Raw genomic sequence first — 22,840 nt, forward strand, 5'->3', positions numbered from 1 at the left:
GCCGGAATCCGCTGCCAGGGCGACACCGGACGCTGCCATGTTCTGCCAGTTGACCGGAACAATCACCGCGGATCGGTCACAACCGGCTACGCAGGTCGGTGGCGACGAGTCGGGCGGCGGCGTTCTGCCAGTTGTGCAGGGTCCGCTCCGGCACGTCCCGCCGGAACCATCCGAGGGCCTCCCGGCCGGGGGTGTCCAGCCCGCGCGTCTCGACGTGCCGGCGGTAGGGACGGATGCCGACCACGTAGGAGAAGTAGAGCGCGTTGTAGTAACGCCACTCGGCGCTGGTGCCGAACTCCCCGTCCCGGGGCTTGAGCCGCACGATGCTCTCCAGCAGCAACCCCTTCAACTCGGCCGCCCGCTCCACCGGCTGGTCGTCGACACCCCGCGCGGCCAGTCGCTTGTCGATCTCCGGATGGGCGGTCAGCGGACTGGCGACCAGCCGCCCGAGGTCGCCGTAGTGGCTGAGTGCCCGGCGGGTGAGCCGGGCGAACTCCGCCTCGTCCAGCGCCGCCAGCCGGGTCGCGTCGTCACGGCGGGGCAGCGCGTCGGCAGCCGACCGCAGCTCGGCCCTGGTGCGCGCCACCGTTGGGGATCCGGTGAACACCAACCGGTCCAGGGCGTTCTGGAAGGGGCTGGCCAGCACCTGCACGGCGATCGCGGCGGCGACCGTGCCGAACAGCAGCGCCACCACCGCCGTACCGGCGCGAGGGGCGACCAGCAGCGCCACCGCCACCTGACCACCGAACAACGCCGTCGCCACGCCGGCGGCCAGGGCCGAGCGGGCCATGTCGGCGCGCAGCGTCTCCCCCTCGGCGAACGCGTCGAACGCGGCCACGGCGACGCCCAGCAGCGCCAGGTCCAGCCCGACGGCGCCGAGGGCGACGGCGCGGGGCAGCAGGTCACCCGGTAGCAGCACCAGGCTCAGACCGAGGCCGAGCAGGAGGGTGACCACCACGGTGACACCGGCCGGGCCGGCCGGACGCAGTGCCCGACGGTGCCGCAGCACCAGCACGTACACGCCGAGCAGCGGTAGGAGGACCGCCGCTCCGGCCACCGTCCGCGCCGGCGCCCCGGTGAGCGACCCGGTGGCGCCGAGGGCCACCAGGGTGGCCCCCAGCACCGGCGCGACGAGCCGCCACGCCCGGTCCAGCCGGGCCCGCAGCGCGACCGGTTCGGGCAGCAGGGCCAGGAGCACCCCGGTCCAGGCCAGGGCCGGCAGATGGGCCAGACCACCGCCGACCTCGGTCAGCCGCCGCGCGACCGCGCCCTGCGCCGCGACGGCCAGGCCGTCGCAGGCCAGCACCAGGGCGTACGCGAGCAGGCCCACCCCGGCACGGCACAGGACCGGCTGCCGAGGATTACGGGCGAGCAGGTAGAGACCGAGCCACCAGGCGAGGCCGAACGCGGTCACCGCGACGGCGGTCATGGCCGGTCCACACGTCGATCAGGCACCACGTCATGGTGCCGTACCCCACGAGGTGCGGACCGGCCCGGTGTGCCGTCAGTGTTGGTCGGGGACGAGCCGCACCCGGCGCAGCAGTTGCGCGTTGAGGGCCACCACGATCGTCGAGGCGGACATGAGCACCGCGCCGACCGCCGGGCTGAGGGTGAACCCGGCCCAGGCGAACACGCCGGCGGCGAGCGGGAGGGCCACCACGTTGTAGCCGGCCGCCCACGCGAGGTTCTGCACCATTTTCCGGTACGCCGCCCGGGACAGCCGGATGACGCCGGTGACCGCACGCGGGTCCGACGAGGCGAGGATCACCCCGGCGGACTCGATCGCCACGTCGGTGCCGGCGCCGATGGCCAGGCCGACGTCGGCACGGGCCAGGGCCGGCGCGTCGTTGACCCCGTCGCCGACCATGGCCACGGTCAGGCCCCGGCGCTGCAACTCGGCCACCGCACGGTCCTTGTCGGCGGGTAGGACCTCGGCGAAGACCTCGTCCACGCCGGGCCGGAACCCGAGGTCGGCGGCGACCGCCTCGGCGACCGTCCGGGCGTCTCCGGTGATCATCGCGATCTTCCGGATGCCCTGGGCGCGGAGTTCGGCGATGGCGGCGCGGGCCTCCGGCCGCACCTCGTCCTCCAGGGCCAACGCTCCGGCCACGACCGGTCGCCCGCCGTCGGGGAGTCGGACCAGGTGCAGCACCGCCGCACCCCGGGCGGACCAGCCGTCGGTGGCGGTGACCAGGTCGTCCGGCACGGTCACGTCCCACTCGCGCAGCAGCGCCGGCCCGCCGACCGCCCAGGTGGCGCCGTCGACCACGGCCTGCACGCCCCGGCCGGTCAGCGACCGGAACTCCCGGGCGGTGGCCCGCGGTCCCCGCTGTTCCGCCGCCGCGACGATCGCCCGGGCCAGCGGGTGTTCGCTGTCCGCCTCGACGGCGGCGGCCACCCGCAGCACCTCGTCCTCGGTGGATCCACCGGCGGCGGCGACGGCGGTGAGGGTGTGCGACCCCTTGGTGAGGGTGCCGGTCTTGTCGAACAGCACGGCGTCCACGGTCCGCATCCGCTCCAGTGCCAGCCGGTCCTTGACCAGGATGCCGGCCTTGGCGGAGACCGCCGTGGACAGGGCGATCACCAGCGGAATGGCCAGCCCGAGGGCGTGCGGGCAGGCGATCACCAGCACCGTCACGGTCCGGACCACCGACTGGTCGGCGTTTCCGAGTGCCCACCAGGTGACGAAGGTGACCAGCGCGGCGGTGGTGGCGACGTAGAACAGCAGCGCCGCGAAGCGGTCGGCGAGCACCTGCGCCCGTCCGCCGCCGGCCTGCGCCTGGGCGACCAGCCGGCCGATCCCGGCCAACGCGGTGTCCTCACCGACGGCGTCGACGCGGACCCGCAACGCCGAGTCGGTGGCGACCGTGCCGGCGACCACCCGGTCGGAGACGCCACGGGGCACCGGCCGGGACTCTCCGGTGATCATCGACTCGTCCAGCTCGGCGGCGCCGTCGACGATCCGCCCGTCGGCGGGTACCCGGGCACCAGAGCGGATCAGCACCACGTCGTCGACGCGCAGCTCGGTGACCGGCACCCGGGTTACCGTGCCGTCCTCGGCGATCCGCTCGGCGTCGTCGGGCAGCAGCGTGGCGAGGGCGGCGAGGGCACCCTGGGCCTGGCCGATCGCCTTCATCTCCTGCCAGTGGCCGAACAGCATGATGGTGACCAGCGCGGCCAGCTCCCACCAGAAGTCCAGGTCGAAGACACCGAGGCTGGTCGACAGCGAGGCCAGGTACGCGACCGTGATGGCCATCGAGATCAGCAGCATCATGCCCGGCGCCCGGTCGCGGATCTCGCGGACGGCGCCGACGAGGAACGCCCAACCGCCGTAGAGGAAGACCACCGAGCCGAGGACCGGGCCGACCAGGTCCCGCCCGGGGAAGTCCAGCGAGTAACCGAACCAGTCCATCACCATGTGGCTGGTGACCACGATCGGCACGGTCAGGGCGAGGCTCAGCCAGAACCGCCGGCGGAACTGCTCCGGGTCGTGCCCGGCGTGCTTGTCGTGCCCGGCGTCGTTGTCGCGGCCGGCGTGCCCGTCGTGGCCGCTCCGGTGCCGGTCGTGGCCGGCGTGCGTGTCCCGCCCGGCCGTGCCCGGCTCGACCGGGCGGTTCACCGCGTGCTCATGGTCCATCCCGTCCACCTCCATCAGCACCATATACCCCCCAGGGGTATATAGGCAACTACCCCCGAGGGGTACCGGCTCGACCGAGGACGGGTGTCTCGCGGCCCCTTTGCTCTGCTTCAACGGACGCAACGGTTATCGGCCCGATCCGTTGCGTGAGGTGAAGCAGAGCAAAGGGGCCGGGCGGGGTGTGTCCGGGTGACCCGGACCCGGCGCGCGCCGGCCGGCGGCGGGACGGCACGACGGGCGGCGGGACGGCACGACGGGCGGGTCAACCTCGACGGGCCAGCTCGCCGAACCACCGCCGGCCGGCGGCGAAGAGGGTTCGGACGTTCAGGCCCGCGGCGACCGCGACCCCGTGCGCCGCCACGGTGTCCAGCCGCGCCCACCGGAACGCCGCACCCGGACGCGGCTCGCCGTCGGCGTCGCGGGACACCAGCCGGGAGTGTCCGCGCCACAGCCCCGGCCCGGGCGCTTCCAGCTCCACCAGCACGGTCCCGTCCGCGCGGAGCAGGTCACGGCACCGCGCGAGCAGTGCCACCGGATCACCGCCGATGCCGATGTTGCCGTCCATCAGCAGCACGTGCGCCCACCGGCCCTCCGCGGGCAGGGGCGCGAACACGTCCCGCCGCAGCGCGACCACGCCACGGGACCGGGCCAGGCGCACCGCGTACGACGAGACGTCGACGCCGACCGCCGCGTGACCGGCGCGGGCCAGCGCGAGGGTGAGCCGGCCCGGCCCGCAGCCGACGTCCAGGGTGGGCCCGGCGCACCGGGCCACCACCGCCCGGGTCGCGGGCTCCGGCGGCCCGTGCCACCGGCGTACCGGCAACGCCCGGTGTCGCCCGTCGTCGTGCACCAGCCAGTGCGGGCCGGGCCGGTCCCGCAGGGCGGCGGCGAAGACGTCCCCGGCCCGGTCCCGGCGAGGTGTCCCGGCGGGGGCCGGCAGCAGGTCGTTGGTCACCGGAGGACACCGCCGACGGTACGGTCCAACGTCGCCACCGTGCCGGCGAAGCGGCTCGCCGGCACCTCGCGGGCGACCGCCAGCGCGTCGTCCCACCCGTCGACGTCGCGCAGCATCGGCAGGGGCGCCACCCGCAGTCCCTGATCGACGAGGGCGGCCCAGGTGCGCCGCCCGGTCTGCGGGGTGGACATCGGTACCGACCGCAGCACCGCCGCGTGCCGGGGATCGCGCAGGCCGACCGCCCACCAACCCCCGTCCCGGGCCCGCCCGAGCACCGCCTCGGCCCCGGTGAGCCGCCGGACCGCCGCGTGCAGCAACGGTGGGCTCACCTGCGGGGTGTCCATGCCGATCTGCACCACCGGACGGCCGGGGAACGCGGCAGCCACGTCGGCGTGGGCGTAAGCGAGCCGGTCACCGAGCCCGTCGCCGCGCTGCGCCAGCACCGTCCACCCCCGCACCGCGGCGGCCAGCGCGTCGCCGTCCTCGGCGTCGGCGAGGCGTCCCCGCAGGGCCAGCACGGGTGTCACCCCGGACGTCGCGCCGACCGCGTCGAGGGTGTCCCGCAGGGCCGCGGCGGCGACCCGGGCCGCCTGCGCCGGCGTGGCCGGCGGGCAGAGCCGGGTCTTGACCGCGCCCGGCAGCGGCGCCTTCGCCATCACCAGCAGAACGGTCATCGTCCGTCGCCCACGGTGCGCAGGACGCCGGCGAAGTCGCGGGTCGCCCGCCAGGTGCCCCGCACCGACCCGGACACCTTGGACCGGGTCCCGGCGGCGCGCGGGGCGTACCTGACGTCGCGCTCGTGGATCCGCCAGCCCGCCGCCGCCGCCCGGATCAGCAGCTCCAGGGGGTAGCCGAAGGCGCGGTCGGTGACGCCGAGGTCGAGCAGCGCGTCCCGGCGGGCGACCCGGACCGGGCTGAGGTCGTGCAGTGGTACGCCCCGGTGCCGCAGCAGCGCCGCGACCAGCGCGGTGCCGGCCCGCGCGTGCCACGGCCAGACCCCGGCGGCGACCGGGCGACGCCGCCCCACGCTCAGGTCGGCGGTGCCCGCGGCGACCGGGCCGACCAGGGCGGGCAGCTCGGCGGGGTCGAAGGAGCCGTCGGCGTCCAGCACGCAGACCAGCTCGGCCTCGGCCGCCTCCACGCCGGTGTGCACGGCGGCGCCGTAGCCGCGCCGGGGCTCGTGCACCACCCGGGCGCCGTACGCGGCGGCGACCTCCGGCGAGCCGTCCCGGGATCCGTTGTCGACCACGATCGCCCGGTAGCCGGGCGGCAGCGCGGTGAGCACGCCGGGCAGGGCGGCGGCCTCGTCGAGGCAGGGCAGCACCACGTCGATGGGTGTCGGCATACTGCCGACGCTAGGCCGCGTCGCCGCAGGTCGTGGGCGGATCCGACCTTACGGATCCCTTACCACCTGATCGGTTCTTACCGGACGGTGACATCTCCGGCGGTTCGGCTGTCGGCGGGCCGCCGATGGTCGTACCGTCCGGTCGACATGGAAGCGACCACCACCCGGCCCCGCGCCGCGGACCGCGCCCGCACGCGCCGCTCGCGCGCCGACCTGATCGTGCTCGGCGTGGAGGCGGCGCTGGTCGCCGCCGCGGTGGCCACCGGCGCGCTGCTCAACGCGCGCGGCGCCGGCCTGCACGCGGACGCCGCGCCGCTCTTCGCCACCTGGGGGCCGCACGCCGGCTGGGGTACGCCGGTCGCGGCGCTGGTCGCGCTCGCCGTGCTCGGCCCGGGCCTGGCCTGGGCGCGGACGGCCCGGTGGGTGCCGTTGCTCGGTGCGGCCTGGGCGGCCTCGGTCGGGTGGACCCTGGCCCTGGCCCTGGTGGACGGCTGGTCCACGGGACTCACCGAGAAGCTCACCCCACAGGCCGAGTACCTGCACGAGGTGCCCCGGGTCGACGACATCCCCGCCATGCTGGCCGGGTTCACCGGCCGGATCCTGGACTTCCAGCCGGAGTCCTGGTCCACCCACACCGCCGGGCACCCGCCGGGCGCACTGCTGATCTTCGTCTGGCTGGACCGGGTCGGGCTGGGCGGTGGCACCGCCGCCGCGCTGACCTGTGTGCTGGTCGGCGCGACCGTCGCCGTGTCGGTGCCGGTGGCGTTGCGGGCGCTGGGCGCCGTCGACGCCGCCCGCGCCGTGGTGCCGTTCCTGGTGCTGCTGCCCGGGGCGGTCTGGGTGGGCGCGTCGGCCGACGGGGTGTTCGCCGGGGTGGTCGCCGCCGGCCTGGCCCTGCTGGCGGTACCCGGCCGCGCGGCACCCGCCGCCGGCGGGCTGCTGCTCGGCTTCGCGCTGCACCTGTCGTACGGTTTCGTGCTGGTCGGGCTGCTGGCCCTCGCGGTGCTGGCGGTGCGCCCGGCGGGCCGGCTGCCCGCCCTGCTCGCCGGCGCGGCCGGGGTCACGGCGGTGGTGCTGGCCTTCGAGCTGGCCGGTTTCCGGTGGTGGGACGGGTACCACCTGGTGGTCGAGCGCTACTACCAGGGCTGGGCCGCCGACCGCCCGTACGCCTACTGGGTGTGGGCGAACCTGGCGGCGCTGCTGCTCAGCGCCGGTCCGGTGCTCGGGCCGGCACTGCTGCGGGCGGGCCGGGCGGGCGGCGCGGCGGTCCGGGCAGCCGCGACCGGCAGCCGGGCGGGCACCGCCGTCCGGCGGTGCGTCGTCGCGGCCCGGACCCTGCCGGGCGTGGTCGGGCCGACGGTCCTGCTGCCGCTGGCGGCGGCCGCGGCGGTCGTCGCGGCCGACCTGTCCGGACTGAGCAAGGCCGAGGTGGAGCGGATCTGGCTGCCCTTCACGGTCTGGCTGCTGGTCGCGACCGTCCACCTGCCGCCGGCGGGCCGCCGCTGGTGGCTCGCCGGTCAGGCGGCGACCGCGCTGGCGGTCAACCACCTGGTGTGGACGGTGTCCTGACCGGGCCGGCCGGGTGCGGTCAGACCGCCACCGCCGCCGGCTCCCGCAGCGGGTCGGTGGCGAACGCGGCCACGCCCTCGGCGAAGCCCACCCGGGCGGAGTAGCCGAGCAGCTCGGCCGCCCGCCGGGGATCCGCCACCACGTGCCGCACGTCGGCCGAGCGGGCGCCGCCGACGACCTCGGGGGCCGGCCCGCCCATGGTGGCGGCCAGGGTGGCGGCGAGGTCGCCGACCGTACGCGGTTCGCCGGAGCACACGTTGACCGGCACCAGATCCGCCGGCGGGGGCGTGTCCAGCGCGCACAGGTTGGCCCGCGCCACGTCGGTGACGTGGACGAAGTCGCGGCGCTGCCGCCCGTCCTCCAGCACCCGGGGCGGGCGCCCGCCGGCGAGGGCGGACCGGAAGATCGAGGCGACCCCGGCGTACGGGGTGTCGCGGGGCATCCGGGGGCCGTAGACGTTGTGGTAGCGCAGGGCCCACACCCCGCCCCCGGTCTGTCGCGCCCACGCGCCGGCCAGGTGCTCCTGGGCGAGCTTGGTGGCCGCGTAGGTGCTGCGCGGCTCCAGCGGCGCGTCCTCGGGCACCAGTTCGGGTGCCAGGGTGCCGCCGCAGTGCGGGCAGGTCGGGTCGTAACGGCCGGCGGCGAGGTCGGCGGAGCGGCGCGGGGCGGGGCGGACCACGCCGTGCCCCGCGCAGGAGTACCGCCCCTCGCCGTAGACCACCATCGAGCTGGCCAGCACCAGCCGGGTCACCCCGGCCCGGTGCATGGCGGCCAGCAGCACCGCGGTGCCGAGGTCGTTGTGGCTCGCGTACGCGGGCGCGTCGGCGGGGTCCAGCCCGTGGCCGACCATGGCGGCCTGGTGGCAGACCGCGTCGACGCCGTACAGCAGCCGGTCGAGCAGGTCGGGGTCCCGTACGTCGCCGATCACCGGCGCGTGCCGCCGGGACCACTCCGGCAGCTCGCCGTCGTGCGCCTCGGGCAGCAGGGCGTCCACCGCCACCACCTCGTGACCCCGGGTGGCGAGCAGGTCGGCGACGTGTGAGCCGATGAAACCGGCGGCGCCGGTGAGCAGTACCCGCATCCCGGCAGCGTAGGTCGGGCCGGAGGTGGTGACGGCCGGCTTCGAAGGCCCGTAAGGACCTCGCAACATTCGCCGGACGGTCACAGCGTCGGGTTGGTCGGCACCGGGCTGGCGTGGAAGAACCGGTCGGAGACGGCGACCGCGCTGATGATGAGGGACGCGACGACGGCCATGACGATCGGCGGGACCAACACCATGGTCGGTGCCACCAGGACCAGCACCAGCGCGCCCACGGCCAGCACCCGGCAGCGTCGGTGCTGGTCGACCGGTCGTTCCAGGAAGATCCGGCCGACCAGGAACAGCACCAGGCCGCCGAAGAGGACCGCCACCAGGGCCCAGTCGATCGGCGGTTCCGGATCCTCGATCACGTGCCCGAAGCCCACCGCGACACAGACGATTCCGGTGACCATGAGCAGCAGGCTGAAGCTCGCCCACTCCGACGGCCGCAGGGCGTCCCGGGCGTCACCGGTGGTCGCCGCCCGGCTCGGTCCGACGTGGGAGAAGTAGATCCGCCAGAACGCCACCACGGTCAGGAAGGCGGCGACCAGAGCGGCGGTCCGCTCGGTCGAGAGACCGGGATAGCTGATCGCGGCGCCGGTCTCGAGCAGCACCTCGGCAAGAGCGATCATGAAGAACTGGTTGTACCGCTCGGCGAGATGGTCCACCGAGAGCCGGTCGCCCCACTGCCAGGTGACCCCGAGCCCGGGGACGGGCCACCGGGTCGCGCTGCCGACGACCTCGATGGCCACCGCGGCGGTCCAGAGGATGCCGCGCCCGGTGCCGCCGCTGGCCCCGCCGGCGATCCAGAGCACGCCGGAGGCCGAGTGCCAGGTCAACGCCCGGAGCATGCCGCGCTGCCGGGGGTGGCCACGCAGCGCCAGCGTCAGGTAGAGCGGACGGCCGACCTGGATGGCGACGTACGTGCAGGAGAAGATCACTCCCCGCTCGCCGAACGCCTGGGGCAGCGACACCGCCAGCACCAGCGTGCCGAACATCGACAGCAGCAGAATGACCTGAAGGTCGGGGCGGCGCGGGTCGAACAGGCTCGTGGTCAGCGCGTTGAGCGACCAGACCAGCCACATCGCGACGAAGACCACCACGGTCTGCCCCGCCTCGGACAGCAGGGTGTCCCGGACGATGGTGAGGTCGTCCGAGATCCGGCCGGCGAGCCGGGCCAGGGCGAACACGTAGACGATGTCGAACAGCAGTTCGAGGACCGTCGCCCCGCGAGGACTCCGGCTGTCGCCGAGGCCGGCGACCCTGAGGCGCGGCATCATGTCCGCGTCAGGGCGATTTGTTCCCTCATCAGGATCAGTTCTACACGACGGGCGACCGGCCCGCGGCGACACCGGAGAGCATGACCCCCGCCGGAGCCCGCACCCCGCGCCGGTTGCCAGCGGACGCCCACGGTATCCATACTTGTGGATGTTATTGAGCCGGACACCGCATGGGCCCCGGGCAGCCCACCCGTTTCTCGGCACTCCGGAGGAACCCCCATGACAGCCAGATTCCGGCTGATCGGCGCCGCCCTGGTGGCCGCCGTGCTGACCGCCCTCGCGGCGCTGACCGGCGGCGCACCGGCCTCGGCCGCCACCTTGACCGAGGTGACCGGCTTCGGCACCAATCCGAGCAACCTGCGGATGTACCTGTACGTGCCGGACCGGGTGGCGCCCCGGCCGGGACTGCTGGTGGCGGTGCACTACTGCACCGGCAGCGGTCCGGCCCTGCACTCCGGCACCCAGTTCGCGTCCCTGGCCGACCGGTACGGCTACATCGTGGTCTACCCGTCGGTGACCCGCAGCAGCAAGTGCTTCGACGTCTCCTCGCCGCAGGCGCTGCGCCGCGACGGCGGCAGCGACCCGGTCGGGATCATGTCGATGGTCAACCACGTCCGGCAGCGCTACGACGTGGACCCGTCCCGGATCTTCGCCACCGGCGTGTCGTCCGGCGCGATGATGACCAACGTCCTGCTCGGGCTCTATCCCGACGTGTTCAGCGCGGGCGCGGCCTTCTCAGGCGTACCGTTCGGCTGCTTCGCCACCACCAACGGGTCCGAGTGGAACAGCGAGTGCGCCAACGGCCAGGTCACCCGCACCCCACAGGCCTGGGGCGACCTGGTGCGGGCCGCGTACCCGGGCTACACCGGCCGGCGGCCACGGATGCAGACCTGGCACGGCACCAACGACGAGACGTTGCGCTACCCGAACTTCACCGAGCAGATCAAGCAGTGGACCAACCTGCACGGGCTGGGTCAGACGCCGGCCTACACCGACTCCCCGCAGCCCGGATACACCCGCACCCGCTACGGCGGCAGTGGCGGCCAGGCTCCGGTCGAGGCGATCAGCATGCAGGGCGTCTCGCACAACCTGCCGGTCGACGCCGCCCAGGCGATCCGCTTCTTCGGCCTGGACACCACCACGCCGACGACCCCGCCGCCCACCACTCCGCCGCCGACCACGCCGCCGCCGACCACTCCGCCGCCGACCACCCCGCCGCCGACCTCGGCCGCCTGCCGGGTGGCGTACGCGGTGAACGCCTGGAACACCGGCCTGACCGCCTCGGTGACCGTGACCAACACCGGCGGCACGACGATCGACGGGTGGGGCCTGACCTTCACCCTGCCGCCGGGGCAGACCGTCACCAACGGCTGGAACGCCTCGTACGCCCCGACCAGCGGCGCGGTGACCGCCCGCAACGTCTCCTACAACGCGGTCCTGGCACCGAGCGCCTCGGTGACCATCGGCTTCCAGGCCACCCACACCGGTGACCCGGGCCGGCCGTCCTCGTTCACCCTCAACGGTTCCCCCTGCGTGAACGGCTGACCGCCGGCCGACCGGCCCGCCCGCTCCGGGCGGGCCGGTCGACGCCGGCGGGGCGAGACCGGTAAGGCTTCGGTAATGCGGCAAACCGGGCCCCGGCCCGCGCCGCCGATCTAGCCTTCGCAGTGGACGCCGCCGGCCGTGCGGCGCCCGCGCGAGGAGGAGCGGTGCGCAGCGACGACACCTCACCCGCCGGGCACCACCCGCCCGGGTACGGCTTCCCGCGGCGCGGTTGGCGGGCACTGGCCGAGCATCCGCCGCCGGGGGTCGGCACCGCCACCCGGGCGTGGCGCAGCCCGCTGCGCGGTCCCTGGCTGACCTCGGTGTACGGCCTGGTCCTGCTCGTCACGCTGCCGCTGGTGATCGTCACCGGGTTGCTCGACCACCTGGCGTACGGGCCCGCGTACGGCCAGGCGTTCCCGTACGACGTCGGGTGGCTGCGGCTGCCCGCGGTGGACTGGCCGACCCGGCCCTCGTGGCTGTTCCGGGTCACCCAGGGCCTGCACGTGACGCTCGGGATCATGCTGGTGCCGGTCGTACTGGCGAAACTGTGGTCGGTGATCCCCAAGCTGTTCGACTGGCCGCCGGCCCGCTCGGTGGCCCAGGTGCTGGAACGGCTCACGCTGCTCCTGCTGGTCGGTGGGATCCTCTTCGAGATCGCCACCGGGCTGCTGAACATGCAGTACGCGTACCTGTTCGGGTTCGACTTCTACACCGCGCACTACTTCGGCGCGTGGGTCTTCACCGCCGCGCTCGTCGCGCACGTGGCGCTCAAGCTGCCCCGGCTGGTCACCGCCCTGCGGTCCCGCCCGGTCGTCCGGGAGCTGACCGTCGGGCGGGCCGGTACCCGGCCGGAGCCGCCCGACCCGGACGGTCTGGTCGCCGCCGCGCCGGGCGACCCAACGATGAGCCGGCGTGGCGCGATCGCCCTGGTCGGCGGCCTGTCGGTGCTGCTCGGGGCGCTGACCGTCGGGCAGAGCCTGGACGGGGCGTGGCGGCGGACCGCGCTGCTGCTGCCCCGGGGCCGCCAGCCGGACGACGGTCCGACGGGCTTCCCGGTGAACCGGTCCGCGCTCGCCGCCGGGATCGACCCGGCCGACACCGGACCGGCCTGGCGGCTGACGTTGCGCGCCGGTGACCGGACGCGGGCCCTGGACCGGGCCGCGCTGCTCGCCCTGCCGCAGCACACCGCCCGCCTGCCGATCGCGTGCGTGGAGGGGTGGTCGACGTTGCAGACGTGGACCGGCGTACGGCTGCGCGACCTGGCCGCCCTGGTCGGAGCGGAGGACGTCGACGCGGCGCGGGTGCGGTCGCTGGAGCGGGCCGGCCTGTTCAACCGGGCCACCCTCGCGGCCAACCAGGTCCTCGACCCCGACTCGCTGCTCGCCCTGCGGGTCAACGGCGTCGACCTCACCCCGGACCACGGTTGGCCGGCACGCGTCATCGTGCCGGCGCTGCCCGGCGTGCACTGCACCAAGTGGGTGGCCTCGATCGAGTTCGACCGGGCGACGGCGTGAGGGCCGGGTACGGGGCGCCGCTGCGGCACCTGCTGCTGATGGCCGGCGCGTTCGCGGTCGCCGGCTGGGTGCTGGCGCGGATCGCCGGGGAGCCGACGGCCGGCCGGATGCTGCTGTGGTTCGTCGGCGCGGTGATCGCCCACGACCTCGTCCTGTTCCCCGTCTACGCGACGGCGGACCGGGCGCTGCGCGCCCGGCTGGCCGCCCCGGCGCGGGGGCCGTCCCCGCTGAACCACGTCCGGGTGCCGGCGCTGGCCGCCGGCCTGATCTTCCTGGTGTACCTGCCCGGTGTCCTGGGTCTCGGCCGGGACACCTACCGGGCGGCGACCGGGCTGGAACGGGAACCGCTGCTCGGCCGCTGGCTGCTGCTGACCGCCGCGCTCTTCCTGGCCAGTGGTCTGCTCTACGCGCTGCGCCGGTGGCGGGCGCACCACCTCCGCCGGGTTTGACGCGATATTAGGCGCACGGGCGGCACCGTCACCCGACTTCGCCGGAATGCGGGACGCGGAGCGGGACCGGCGGAAGTGTCACGGATCGGTGGGCTGCCCGGTCGTAGGTGACGACTCCGCGGCCACACCGGCTGTGGACGCAGACAGGGAGTGACAGCACATGAAGATCGTCGTCATCGGGGGCAGCGGACTCATCGGCTCCAAGCTCGTGACGATCCTGCGCCAGCGTGGGCACGAGGTCGTCGCGGCCTCCCCGAGCACCGGCGTCAACACGCTGACCGGGGAGGGCCTGGCCGCCGCGGTGGCCGGTGCCGCCGTCGTCGTCGACGTGTCCAACTCACCGTCGTTCGCCGACGACGCCGCCCGGGAGTTCTTCGAGACGTCGACCGGCAACCTGCTGGCCGCCGAGGCCGAGGCCGGCGTCGGCCACCACGTGGTCCTGTCCGTGGTGAACGCCGACCGCATCACCGACAGCGGGTACATGCGGGCGAAGGTCGTCCAGGAGAAGCTGGTCGCCTCCGGCGGGATCGGCTGGTCGGTGGTCCGCGCCACGCAGTTCTTCGAGTTCGTCGGCGCCATCCTCGACGGTTCGACCGACGGCGGCGTCGTACACCTGGCTCCGGTGCTGTTCCAGCCGGTCGCCGCCGACGACGTGGCGGCGACGCTGGCCGACGTCGCGCTCGGCGCGCCGGTCGGTGGCGTGGTCGACCTGGGCGGCCCGGAGCGGTTCCGCTTCGACGAGTTCGGCCGGGCCGCGCTGACGGCGGCCGGCGACGGCCGGGAGGTGCGCACCGATCCCGCCGCCGGCTATTTCGGCGCGAGCCTGGCAGAGGACTCCCTGGTGCCGTCCACCGGCGCCCGGACCGGCTCGGTCACCATCGACCAGTGGCGGGCGCGGAACGCGGACCGCTGACGACCGGCAGGGCCCGGGACGGCCGGCGTTCCGGGCCCACCGCCTAGGTTGGAGGACATGAGCAGCGACGCGGGCCCGGTGCCGGCCCGGGACCTGACCGAGTTCGTGACGGTACGGCCACGGCTCTTCGGCATCGCCTACCGGATGCTGGGCAGCGTCACCGAGGCCGAGGACGTCGTGCAGGACACCTGGATCCGCTGGCAGCGCGCCGACCGGGGATCGGTCCGCAACCCGGCGGCGTTCCTCACCACCACGACGACCCGGCTGGCCGTCAACGCGGCCACCTCGGCCCGGGCGACCCGCGAGACGTATGTCGGGCCGTGGCTGCCCGAGCCGGTGGACACCTCGGCCGACCCGACGCTGGGCGCCGAACGGGCCGAGGCGGTGGACGTGGCGGTCCTGCTGCTGCTGGAGAAGCTCACCCCGACCGAACGCGCGGCGTACGTGCTGCGGGAGGCGTTAAACTACTCGCACCGGCAGGTCGCCGAGGTCCTCGACACCACCGAGGCCAACGCCCGGCAACTGGTCAGCCGGGCCCGGCGGCACCTCGCCGCGCAGCGGTCGGCCCCCGCGCCAGCCGCCGAGCGGCGCCGGCTGGCCGAGGCGTTCCTCGCCGCCGCCCGCGACGGCGACCTGGCCGGACTGGAACGCCTGCTCACCCAGGACGTGCTGGCCCGCTCCGACGGCGGCGGCCGGGTCCGCGCCGCCCGCCTGGACATCCGGGGGCTCGCCCGGGTGTCCACGTTCCTGGACAACGTGCTGCGCAAGTACTGGCACTCCTCGACGTTCCGGCTGGTGGACACCAACGGCGCGGCCAGCGTGCTGGTCCTGGGCGCGGACGGGTCCCCGCAGACGCTGGTCACGCTGGACGCCTCCGCGCGGGGCGTCGAGCGGCTGCTGCTGGTGGCCAACCCGGACAAGCTGCGCGGATTCGCCACCTGACCGCCGGACACCGCGCCGTCCGGGACGGTGACTAGCCGCCGGTTCCGCGTACCGCCTCGATGATCGTCTCGGCCACCTCACCGGGCTGGGACACCGCCGTCACGTGCGACCCGCCGGCGATCTCCCGGACCCCCCGCGCGCCGGCCCGGTCGGCCATGAAGCGGTGCGCGGCGACCGGGATGTTGCGGTCGGCGTCGCCGAATACGAACCAGGACGGTAGCGAGCGCCAGGCCGGCGACGGGGCGGCCAGGTTCTCGCCCAGCGCCGCCTCGGTGATCGGGCGCTGGGTGCGGGCCATCAGCGCCGCGAGGTCGGTGGAGACGTCGGCGGCGAACTGCTGGTGGAAGGGCTCCTGCCCGATCGCCACCTCGTTGCCTCCGGTGGACACCGGGTAGGACACCAGGGTGTCGGCGAGCGTGCTGCCGGGGAACTGCCCGGACAGCGACAGCGCCGACTCGCCCAGGTCGGGGGCGAACGCGTTGACGTAGACCAGCGCCCGTACCGACTCGTCGTCGGTGGCCGCCGCGGTGATCACCATGCCGCCGTACGAGTGACCGACCAGGACCACCGGCCCGCCGATGCCCCGCATCACGTCCCGCACGTACGCGGCGTCGCTCGCCACGCCGCGCAGCGGGTTGGCGGCGGCCACCACCGGGTACGCGGCGCCGAGGTGTTCGATCACCCCGTTCCAGCTCGCGGACTCGGCGAACGCGCCGTGGACGAGGACGACGGTGGGCTGCTCAGCTGGCACGACGATCCGCTCCCTTGCCTCGGCGACGGTGGCGCGTGAGCACCCCGCCGGCCTCTACCGGTGCGGCTGATTACCCACCCGTCGAGGGTGAAACGTCCGATCGGACACCGTCGGCGCCCCGCAGCCCCGCAGCCCGGCGGCCCGGCGGGTCGGCGGGGCGGCGGGTCGGCGCGGAAGGGCCGAAATCCAGCGGCCGGACGGTTGACGCCGCACCGGCGCCAGGGGGAAGACTGGCTCGGTGGACATCGACGACTACCGGACGCACTCACCGCTCAGCGATCCCCGCCGGCACGCCGCCCTCCTCGACGCCGTACCGGCCGACATCGCCACGGTCGCCGCGACCGCCCGCAACGTGATCGTGCACTACCGCGCCGGCGGGGTGGACCTGCCGGTGGATCGCCAGCGCGAGGTGGACCTGCGGTGGGTGGACCGCATCCTGGACACCGACCAGTCCCGTGCGCCGCTGCCGCTGGCCGCCGCACGACCGGCCGCCGACCGGGTCGCCGGCTGCTGCCGGGACCACACGCTGCTGTCCGTCGGGGTGCTGCGTCAGCATGGCGTCCCGGCGCGCAGCCGGGTCGGCTTCGCCTCCTACTTCAAGCCCGGCTGGCACCACGACCACGTCCTGGTCGAATACTGGAACGGCGACCGTTGGGTGTGGGCCGACCCGGAGCTGGACCCGGCCGATCGACGGGCGTTCGACGGCTACGACATCGACCCGGCGGCGGGGCACTTCGACTCGGCGGCGCGGGTGTGGTCGGCGTACCGGGCCGGAACGGTCGACCCCGAGGTCTACGGCGTGGACGAGGGGCTGCCGATCCGCGGGGCCTGGTTCATCCACAACTACGTCCTGCTCGAGCTGGCCCACCGGCAGAAGGACGAACTGCTGCTGTGGGACGCCTTCGGCGCGATGACCGAGGACATCGCGCAGGCGGACCTCGCGCTCGTCGACGGGGTCGCCGCGCTGCTGCTCGCCGCGGACGACGGCGACCCGGCCGCGGAGAAGGAACTGGCCGACCGGTACGCGGCCGACGACCGGCTCCGCCCCGGCACCTCGATCCGCAGCATCTCCCCGGTCACCGACACCCCCGTCACGGTGGACCTGCGTCGGTGAGACGCCGCCGGCCGGCTACTCGAAGCGGGACGGGTCACCCGCGCCCCGGCGCAGGATCTCCGGCTCCGGTCCGGACAGGTCGACCACCGTGGTCGGCTCCTTGCCGCAGTCACCGGCGTCGACCACCGCGTCGAGGAGGTGGTCCAGCCGCTCCTTGATCTCCCAGCCCTGCGTCATCGGCTCCTCGTCACCGGGCAGCGAGAGGGTGCTCGACACCAGCGGCTCGCCCAGCTCGGCCAGCAGCGCCTGGACGACCGTGTGCCGGGGCACCCGGACGCCCACGGTGCGCTTGCGCGGGTGCAGCATCCGGCGGGGCACGTCGGGGGTGGCCGGCAGGATGAACGTGTAGCTGCCCGGGGTGGATGCCTTCAGCAGCCGGAACACCGCGTTGTTGACGTGGACGAACTGGCCCATCTGCGCGAAGTCCCGGCACACCAGGGTGAAGTGGTGCCGCTCGTCGAGGCGGCGGATGTCGCGGATCCGGTCCAGGCCGTCCCGGTTGCCGAGCCGGCAGCCGAACGCGAAGCACGAGTCGGTCGGGTACGCCACCAGCCCGCCGTCGCGGATCAGCTCGGCGATCTGGCGGACGGCCCGGGGCTGCGGGTTGTCCGGGTGCACGTCGTAGTACCTGGCCATGGGTCGAGACTAGGTCCTGCCCGGGCCGGTCGCCCAGCGCGGCCGTCACCCCGGCCGGGCCGGTGTGCCGGTCAGCGGCCGGCGATCGCGGCGGTCAGGGCAGCCACGGCCAGGGTGAGCCCGAGGGCCAGCACGGCGTACCGCCACGGCGCGTGTGGTGCCCGGCCGCCGCCGGGGCCATGACGGTAGGGGATCGCGGCGAAGGTGACCGCGGCGGCCACCGGTACCAGCGCCATCCACCCGTCCTGGACGGTCACCGCCCGGAAGAACACGACCGCCAGGACGGCGCCCACCACGATCCCGCCGAGCAGTGACCACAGTCCACGCTGATCCGGCCACACGATCCGCCCCATGGCACCGTCGTACCCGTCCCGACTTCCGTTCAACCGGTAACCGTCCGGGCCCGCGATGGTGCCCCCCCCCACTCGTCCGAGTAGGAGTGTGGTCGGGCACCACCGTGCCGCCGTGGTCGGCGGACCGGGCCGCCCCCGGGGCGGCGGTCAGACCGCCAGGGACTCGGCGGTACCGGGCGTCAGCCAGCGCAGGCTCTCCCGCACCGGGCCGGGGGCCGCGGCGAAGGCGGTCTCGATCGCGGACCGCCCCTCGGTGAAGTGGCTCCAGCCCTCGTAGTGCACCGGCAGGACCGTGTGGGCCTTGACCCGGGCGCACAGTTGCGCGCCCTCGGCGGCCGTCATCGTGTAACGCAGCGGTCCGGTCAGGCCGAACCGCACCGCCCCGAGGTGCAGCACCATCGTGCCCACGGTGAACCGGTCGGCCACCTGCCGTACCCCGGGGTGGACCACCGTGTCGCCGGTGATCCACAGCGCGCCGTACCGCTGCCCCGGCCAGCGCAGCACGAAGCCGGTCACCTCGCCGGCCACCGGTCGGCTCAGCGGCGGCCCGTGCCGGCACGGGGTCGCGGTGACCTCGATCGTCGGCCGGCCCGGGGCGGCCAACTCGGTGCCCTGCCAGGGCCGCAGCCCGGTGGGCGACCCGCCGAGCCGGCGCCCGCCCGCCACCGTGGTGACGACCCGGCCCACCGACGGCAGCAGGGCGCGACCGGCGTCGTCCAGGTTGTCGCCGTGGTGGTCGTGGGTCAGCAGGACCACGTCGAGGTGGCCGAGCGAGTCCGCCGGGACCGCCGGTCCGGCCAGCTTCCGCGACGACGTGCCCCAGCCGAACCGGTAGGTCCGGCCGGGGGCGTCGAACGTCGGATCGGTGAGGATCCGCCAGCCGGCCACCTCGATCAGCGTGGTCGGACCGCCGATGTGGGTGATCCGCAGGTCGCTCATCGCGCGTGCTGAAGGGCCCAGTCGAGCACCTCGTCGGCGATCCGTTCCCAACCCTCCTGGGCCGGGAGCAGGTGGGCGTAGCCCGCGTACTCCCGGTGTTCGGTGACGGTGTTCGACGTGTAGTGCCGCGCGTTCGACTTCTGGATCGCTGGCGGCATGATGTGGTCCTCCGAGCCGGAGACGAACAACAGCGGCGCCCGGTCGTCGTTGCGGTAGTCGACCCAGGTGTCCTGGTGGCCGGGCTGGAAGTTGGCCAGCACGCTGCCCCAGAGGATGCCGCCGTTGGCGGGGATGGCGTAGCGCTGCCAGAGCGCCCGGCCCTCCTGCTCGGTGAACGTGTTGGTGAACGCGTACTGCCACTGCTCGACGGTCAGCGGCACCACCTTGTGCCGGTTGGCCGGGCTCCGGAGCACCGGGAAGGTCGACTTGACCTGGGACAGCGGCACCACCCGGACGCCCTCGGTGGGCGCGGAGTTCAGGGCCACGCCGGCCGCACCGAAGCCGTGGTCGAGCAGGATCTGGGTGAACGCGCCGCCGGCCGAGTGCCCGATGATGATCGGCGGCGAGTCGAGCCCGTGGAGCAGGTTCTCGAAGTGGCTGATGATCTGCGGCACGGTGGAGTGCAGGATCGGGGTGGGGTCGGCGTTGAGCGCCTCCACCTCGACCTCGTAACCGGGGTAGGCGGGCGCGATGACCCGAAAACCCTTGCTCTGGTAATGGCTGATCCAGTGCTCCCAGCTGCGCGGGGTGACCCAGAAACCGTGGATCAGCACGATGGTGTCGGGTGCCATGTCGGGGAGTCCTTTCCGGACCGGAGCAGTCGGGCGCACGGTTGTGGACGGCACGGGAGGTCGGTGGCCGGGGCGGCGCTGCACTGGTAGGCATTATCGTCCGCGGCCGGCACGCCCGGCAGCCGAAACGCGTCCCGAACACCGGGCGAGCGGTGGCGCCGGGGGTCGTGGGTCGAGCGGCGTCGCGCCGTCGTCGTCGGACCTGGGCGTTAGCATCCCCACGATCGCCGACGGCAGGGAGGGCGGCATGGCCCAGGACGAGGCAATGACATTCGTCGACAGGGACCTGCGGCGTGCGCGGTTCCACCGGTCCACGCTCGGTCGTTCGCGGAAACGCTACGGCACCTGGTGTTCGCCACCGACGCATGGCTCGGCAAGGCGATTCTGAGGCTGCCGCAGCCCTTCCATCCGCTCGGGCAGCCGCACGCCGAATACGCGACCGACGGCTTCGACATGTCGATCTTCGTTCGGGCGCAGCCGACCTTCGCCCAGATACTCGCGGGCGCGTGCCCAGCGGCAGGCCATGGTGCGGGACTTTTTCGCGACCGTCACACCCGGACTGCTCGCCGAGCCCCGGCCGACCGCGTGGGCGCCCGAGCACGAGCAGCCCGTCCGACACTGTCTGCACGTGATCCTCGACGAGGAGTGGGAGCATCTCCGCTTCGCCCTCCGCGACCTCGACGCCCAGGTCGACTAGGGCGTGGCGGGCGGGTCCGCCACCTTCAGCGGCGGGCACCGCCCGATCGGCCTGGGCCGGTGCCGGAGGCGCGGTGACCGACGCGCGGAGCCCGGACGACCGGAGAGGTGCCCGCCCCGGGGCGGAAGTCCCGCGCCGCGCCGGCGACCAGTTCGTCGGAATCACCGGTGAGCGCCTGCCGGATGTGCGGCGGGATCAACTCCGACGTGGCCATCGCCATCCGCACCTGCACCGAGCGGTCGTCGAGCAGGCGTCGCAGATCCGCCTCGTCCAGCTCGACTGCGGCCACCAGCGCGGCACGGACGTCCACCACGGGATCCTGGGCGAGAGCAGTGCGCTGGGCGCTCGTGGTCCGCGGGTTGCGCGCGAGCCCCTTGCGGACGCGTGCGGTGCGGTCGGCCAGCAGGGCGGTGATCACTTCGGGGTCGTGGGTGCGGGTGGCGAGTCGTTCCCGTACCTCCGGTGAGACGTCGTCGACCAGCCGCGCGGCCAGCTCGGGCTCCAGGTCGTGGGTCTCCGCGAGGAGACCGCGAAGCTCCTTGTCGGGGGCCTGCGCCATCACCCGGCGGACCGACTCGTCGCAGGCCGGGTTGCCGGCGACCGCCCAGCGGACCCACCGGTCGGCGTCCTTGACCAGCCGCAGCAGATTGCCGACCGAGGTCGAGGGGTTGCGTGCCACGGCCTCCCGGACGTCACGATCATGGTCCCGGGTCAGCGGTCGCAGTGCCTGCGCGGGCGCGTCGGTGCGGGTCGCGACCGCCTTACGGACCACGGCCGACGGGTCGGACGCCAGGTCGATGAGGGCCAGCTGGGACGTGGTGGGGTCCTGCGCGACGGCGAGCCGCGCGTCGAGACCGCCGCCCGCCGCGACGTGCGCGGCGTCCCCGGACCCACTGTTGCGGTCGGACCCGCCGACGTCCTGCTGTTTCCCCATGGCCGTCATCATGTCACGGGTCGACCCGGCGACCGCGGGCCCGGACCGGCACCTCCCGTCAGGGGACGAACCGGACCTCGGGGAAGGCCGGGTGCGGGCCCTTGAGCAGCCGCTGCGGCCGGTGTCGCAGGTGCAGGTCGAAGAACGCGAGGGGGTACGCCTGCTGGATGCGGACCGCCCGGGTCGGGTCGAGGGTGCCGATCCAGCCCCGCAGTTCCTCGTCGCTCATCCCGGTGATCCTCGCCAGTTGCGGGATCAGCCACTGGAGGTCGCAGTACGACCCGTGGGCCGCGCCCCGGGCGTGCACGTCGAGTCGCCAGCCACGCAGACGCGACCAGGACTCCCGCACGCTCGGCTCGGCGGCCCGGGTGAAGTCGGCGGTCATCAGCATGAACGGCCGGTCGACGTCGGCGATCGGTGGGGACGACTCCATGGGACCGTCGAGAGCGAGCCCGGCCCGCACCCGCCGGTCGGTGTTCATCACGAGGGCGGTCGCGGTGGCGCCCTTCGACCAGCCGAACATGCCGATGCGGCGCAGGTCCAGCGCGGCGCCCAACCCGGCCGGCAGCGGACGGCGCCCGGCGTCGGGGTTGCGCCCGGCGGCGAGGTCGCCGACCCGGTCGAGAACGAACCGGACGTCGCGGGCGGAGTCCCACGGCGAGAACGGCAGGTCGTCGTCGGGGACGCCGAGCCGCCCGTCAGGGAATTCGCCGTACGCGTCGTACGTGTGATCCACCGTGACGACGGCGTAGCCGTGGCTGGCGAGTTCCTGGACCACGATGGTGGCCTCCGAGCGGTGTCCGTTGTTGCCGTGGGAGAACACGACGACGGGCAACCGGCCGGGTGCCCGGAGTGCCGGAGCGCCCACGCGGCCGGACGTCAGGGGCGCCGCCGCGACGTCGGCGTCGAATCCGGAGGACCCGAGCAGCGCACGCGTCGGCGCGGCGGGCAGCCAGGGGGCGCACGGATGACGACGGGCTCCCCTGGCGGCGGGGTACCAGACGCTGACCATCAGTTCGCGGTGGTGCCCGGGGCCGGCGACCGGATCCGGGCGGGATCCGTCCACGAGGTGCAGCGACACGGTGCCCACCGGGTGCGGCCCGGTGGGTCGGGGCAGCGTGAGTCGGGCCGGGCCGGGCGTGGCCCGCGCCGGGGCGGCCCCGCCACGGCCGGCACCGGCCAGCGGCACGGCCGCCCCGGTGGCGAGCGCCGCGGCGAGCAGGTGTCGGCGGGTCAGTGCGGTGGTCATCGGTCCTCCGGCTGATAGGTGGTCTCGACGCGGGCGGCGGCGATGATCGCGTACGGCAGCACCCGCGTTCCGAGTCCGCGCGCCCGGGCGGCGCGGGTGTAGTAGACGGCGGACATAGAATCAGTGGTCATGCCAATAGGTTTCCACAG

At 74.5% G+C, this 22,840-nt stretch carries 23 protein-coding genes; 8 read left to right on the forward strand and 15 right to left on the reverse strand.

Features of this window, described 5'->3' with window-relative positions:
• Positions 1-76: 76 nt before the first annotated feature.
• The 5 genes from D7223_RS05510 to D7223_RS05530 all read right to left on the reverse strand — a co-directional run bounded on the left by D7223_RS05510 (position 77) and on the right by D7223_RS05530 (position 5,937).
• Positions 77-1,429, reverse strand: a complete 1,353-nt coding sequence (locus tag D7223_RS05510; protein ID WP_120725400.1) for a hypothetical protein — start codon at positions 1,427-1,429, stop codon at positions 77-79.
• Between the two features lie 75 nt (positions 1,430-1,504).
• Positions 1,505-3,637, reverse strand: a complete 2,133-nt coding sequence (locus D7223_RS05515) for a heavy metal translocating P-type ATPase (protein WP_120725825.1) — start codon at positions 3,635-3,637, stop codon at positions 1,505-1,507.
• A 262-nt stretch (positions 3,638-3,899) separates the two neighbouring features.
• Positions 3,900-4,592 (reverse strand): class I SAM-dependent methyltransferase, encoded by a 693-nt coding sequence (locus tag D7223_RS05520; RefSeq protein WP_120725402.1) that lies wholly within the window; start codon positions 4,590-4,592, stop codon positions 3,900-3,902.
• Complete coding sequence (locus tag D7223_RS05525; RefSeq protein WP_120725404.1) at positions 4,589-5,266, reverse strand: TIGR04282 family arsenosugar biosynthesis glycosyltransferase; 678 nt, start codon at positions 5,264-5,266, stop codon at positions 4,589-4,591. The genes D7223_RS05520 and D7223_RS05525 overlap by 4 nt, the downstream gene beginning before the upstream one ends.
• Entirely contained in the window at positions 5,263-5,937 is a 675-nt protein-coding gene (locus D7223_RS05530) for a glycosyltransferase family 2 protein (RefSeq protein WP_120725406.1), read from the reverse strand. The genes D7223_RS05525 and D7223_RS05530 overlap by 4 nt, the downstream gene beginning before the upstream one ends.
• A gap of 147 nt (positions 5,938-6,084) precedes the next feature.
• On the opposite strand from D7223_RS05530, the gene D7223_RS05535 reads away from it, so the two are divergent.
• On the forward strand, positions 6,085-7,506 hold the full coding sequence (locus tag D7223_RS05535; RefSeq protein WP_120725408.1) for a hypothetical protein: 1,422 nt from the start codon (positions 6,085-6,087) through the stop codon (positions 7,504-7,506).
• A 19-nt stretch (positions 7,507-7,525) separates the two neighbouring features.
• Here the strand turns inward: D7223_RS05535 and D7223_RS05540 are convergent, their stop codons facing one another.
• Both D7223_RS05540 and D7223_RS05545 read right to left on the reverse strand, forming a co-directional pair.
• Complete coding sequence (locus tag D7223_RS05540; RefSeq protein WP_120725410.1) at positions 7,526-8,587, reverse strand: NAD-dependent epimerase/dehydratase family protein; 1,062 nt, start codon at positions 8,585-8,587, stop codon at positions 7,526-7,528.
• An 80-nt stretch (positions 8,588-8,667) separates the two neighbouring features.
• Positions 8,668-9,861, reverse strand: coding sequence for a low temperature requirement protein A (locus tag D7223_RS05545; protein ID WP_158610820.1), 1,194 nt, complete (start codon positions 9,859-9,861; stop codon positions 8,668-8,670).
• A 222-nt stretch (positions 9,862-10,083) separates the two neighbouring features.
• Here D7223_RS05545 and D7223_RS05550 point away from each other — a divergent pair, with 222 nt between their 5' ends.
• The 5 genes from D7223_RS05550 to sigJ all read left to right on the forward strand — a co-directional run bounded on the left by D7223_RS05550 (position 10,084) and on the right by sigJ (position 15,227).
• The gene (locus tag D7223_RS05550; protein ID WP_120725414.1) at positions 10,084-11,409 is read left to right on the forward strand and encodes an extracellular catalytic domain type 1 short-chain-length polyhydroxyalkanoate depolymerase; all 1,326 of its coding nucleotides are present in this window, start codon (positions 10,084-10,086) and stop codon (positions 11,407-11,409) included.
• 164 nt (positions 11,410-11,573) lie between these two features.
• The gene (locus D7223_RS05555; protein ID WP_186832230.1) at positions 11,574-12,923 is read left to right on the forward strand and encodes a molybdopterin-dependent oxidoreductase; all 1,350 of its coding nucleotides are present in this window, start codon (positions 11,574-11,576) and stop codon (positions 12,921-12,923) included.
• Positions 12,920-13,372 (forward strand): hypothetical protein, encoded by a 453-nt coding sequence (locus D7223_RS05560; RefSeq protein WP_120725416.1) that lies wholly within the window; start codon positions 12,920-12,922, stop codon positions 13,370-13,372. The genes D7223_RS05555 and D7223_RS05560 overlap by 4 nt, the downstream gene beginning before the upstream one ends.
• 160 nt (positions 13,373-13,532) lie before the next feature.
• Entirely contained in the window at positions 13,533-14,285 is a 753-nt protein-coding gene (locus D7223_RS05565) for an SDR family oxidoreductase (protein ID WP_120725417.1), read from the forward strand.
• Between the two features lie 57 nt (positions 14,286-14,342).
• Positions 14,343-15,227: an RNA polymerase sigma factor SigJ gene (gene sigJ, locus D7223_RS05570; protein ID WP_120725420.1), complete on the forward strand. Its 885-nt coding sequence runs from the start codon at positions 14,343-14,345 to the stop codon at positions 15,225-15,227.
• 31 nt (positions 15,228-15,258) lie between these two features.
• Here sigJ and D7223_RS05575 read toward each other — a convergent pair whose 3' ends face one another.
• The gene (locus tag D7223_RS05575) at positions 15,259-15,978 is read right to left on the reverse strand and encodes an alpha/beta fold hydrolase (RefSeq protein ID WP_120725422.1); all 720 of its coding nucleotides are present in this window, start codon (positions 15,976-15,978) and stop codon (positions 15,259-15,261) included.
• 238 nt (positions 15,979-16,216) lie between these two features.
• Between D7223_RS05575 and D7223_RS05580 the strand changes: the two genes are divergently transcribed.
• On the forward strand, positions 16,217-17,092 hold the full coding sequence (locus D7223_RS05580; RefSeq protein ID WP_120725424.1) for a transglutaminase-like domain-containing protein: 876 nt from the start codon (positions 16,217-16,219) through the stop codon (positions 17,090-17,092).
• 15 nt (positions 17,093-17,107) lie between these two features.
• Here the strand turns inward: D7223_RS05580 and D7223_RS05585 are convergent, their stop codons facing one another.
• The 4 genes from D7223_RS05585 to D7223_RS05600 form a co-directional block, all read right to left on the reverse strand.
• On the reverse strand, positions 17,108-17,728 hold the full coding sequence (locus tag D7223_RS05585; protein ID WP_120725427.1) for an L-threonylcarbamoyladenylate synthase: 621 nt from the start codon (positions 17,726-17,728) through the stop codon (positions 17,108-17,110).
• 71 nt (positions 17,729-17,799) lie between these two features.
• Positions 17,800-18,081, reverse strand: a complete 282-nt coding sequence (locus D7223_RS05590) for a hypothetical protein (protein WP_147252531.1) — start codon at positions 18,079-18,081, stop codon at positions 17,800-17,802.
• A 147-nt stretch (positions 18,082-18,228) separates the two neighbouring features.
• The gene (locus D7223_RS05595) at positions 18,229-19,020 is read right to left on the reverse strand and encodes an MBL fold metallo-hydrolase (RefSeq protein ID WP_120725431.1); all 792 of its coding nucleotides are present in this window, start codon (positions 19,018-19,020) and stop codon (positions 18,229-18,231) included.
• Entirely contained in the window at positions 19,017-19,811 is a 795-nt protein-coding gene (locus tag D7223_RS05600) for an alpha/beta hydrolase (RefSeq protein WP_120725433.1), read from the reverse strand. Before D7223_RS05600 ends, D7223_RS05595 begins: the two co-directional genes overlap by 4 nt.
• A gap of 526 nt (positions 19,812-20,337) precedes the next feature.
• Here D7223_RS05600 and D7223_RS34100 point away from each other — a divergent pair.
• Positions 20,338-20,508 (forward strand): hypothetical protein, encoded by a 171-nt coding sequence (locus D7223_RS34100; protein ID WP_202864582.1) that lies wholly within the window; start codon positions 20,338-20,340, stop codon positions 20,506-20,508.
• A 25-nt stretch (positions 20,509-20,533) separates the two neighbouring features.
• On the opposite strand, the gene D7223_RS05610 is transcribed toward D7223_RS34100, so the two are convergent.
• Genes D7223_RS05610 through D7223_RS33930 form a run of 3 tightly spaced genes read right to left on the reverse strand, consistent with a single transcriptional unit; the run spans position 20,534 to position 22,822 of the window.
• Complete coding sequence (locus D7223_RS05610) at positions 20,534-21,442, reverse strand: hypothetical protein (RefSeq protein WP_158610821.1); 909 nt, start codon at positions 21,440-21,442, stop codon at positions 20,534-20,536.
• 58 nt (positions 21,443-21,500) lie between these two features.
• Positions 21,501-22,691 (reverse strand): alpha/beta hydrolase family protein, encoded by a 1,191-nt coding sequence (locus D7223_RS05615; RefSeq protein WP_120725437.1) that lies wholly within the window; start codon positions 22,689-22,691, stop codon positions 21,501-21,503.
• Positions 22,688-22,822 (reverse strand): hypothetical protein, encoded by a 135-nt coding sequence (locus D7223_RS33930; RefSeq protein WP_272948668.1) that lies wholly within the window; start codon positions 22,820-22,822, stop codon positions 22,688-22,690. Before D7223_RS33930 ends, D7223_RS05615 begins: the two co-directional genes overlap by 4 nt.
• Positions 22,823-22,840: the final 18 nt, after the last annotated feature.

The organism is Micromonospora endolithica (assembly GCF_003626595.1).
Taxonomy (GTDB): Bacteria; Actinomycetota; Actinomycetes; order Mycobacteriales; family Micromonosporaceae; genus Micromonospora; species Micromonospora endolithica.